The sequence below is a fragment of the Acetobacter papayae JCM 25143 genome (assembly GCF_000613285.1).
In the GTDB taxonomy this organism is placed as follows: Bacteria; Pseudomonadota; Alphaproteobacteria; order Acetobacterales; family Acetobacteraceae; genus Acetobacter; species Acetobacter papayae.
The window spans coordinates 1-775 of sequence record NZ_BAIN01000166.1 but is presented as its reverse complement, the minus strand read 5'-3'; the positions used below and the strand labels follow the sequence as shown (position 1 = coordinate 775).

At 66.1% G+C, this 775-nt stretch carries 1 protein-coding gene; it reads right to left on the bottom strand.

Features of this window, described 5'->3' with window-relative positions:
* Nucleotides 1–129: 129 nt before the first annotated feature.
* A complete protein-coding gene (locus JCM25143_RS20450; RefSeq protein WP_234395361.1) occupies nt 130–636 on the bottom strand; it encodes an SH3 domain-containing protein in 507 nt (168 codons plus the stop codon).
* Nucleotides 637–775: the final 139 nt, after the last annotated feature.

The following is a 775-nucleotide window of genomic DNA, read 5'->3' as shown; positions in this document are numbered from 1 at the left end:
GATAGGCCTGCCACCCCCGCAAGCATGGCACGCCGACCAAGAGCTCTGTCAAACGATGCAGCCATTCCCGTTATCCTGCCCTAACCTGATTGAGCACGGCGCGGCGCGCCATCAGGGCTGTAAACGTGTTCAGGAGGGTGCCAGAACCTCATCCGGCTCCACACCCCAGATCGCCTGCCGGGGCAACCAGCCATTATACTGGTGCACGGAAACCCGGCACCAGCCCGAACCCTGCGGACATTCCTTGATGGAACCAACCGTGCCGGGCTGAAGCACCGCCACGATCGCCCCGGCCTGATCCGCCGTGGCACGCAGCATAACCCCACCAGCGACATGCGCGGCCTCTTCTGGGGTCGCGGCGCGGGCCACCTCTCGGCTGTCCATATGACCGGCCGATGCCGGGTTATCTCCATTCTGGTCACCCTTGACGGGGATGGGGGCCTGATCACCCGGCTGTTCGCCCGGTATCAGAAAATCCCGCCCACCAGACAGGGTGGCCTGCTGCATCCAGCCTTTCTGCCCGGTCTGGTCTTCCACCAGCCGCCAGACATCGAACTCCCGCTCGACTTTTACGGGCATGCCGCGGCGGTGATAAACCCACAGAATAGGAAAGCGCCGCCCCGGCCCGGCACGCATGTTCACCTCATCCGCCCGCAGGCAGCGTAGCGCGGCAGCGGCAGGCCCGTAACAGTGCCTTTGCTCAGATCAGGGGCCGCAGGCGGCTGTGCTGCCGCCGGATCAGGCGTGGGGGGGGCGTGCGGCAGCGCTGGTCGCG

Coding starts and splice junctions, on each gene's coding strand:
- JCM25143_RS20450 (WP_234395361.1), bottom strand. CDS start 636: ATGCGTGCCGGGCCGGGGCGGCGCTTTCCTATTCTGTGGGTTTATCAC.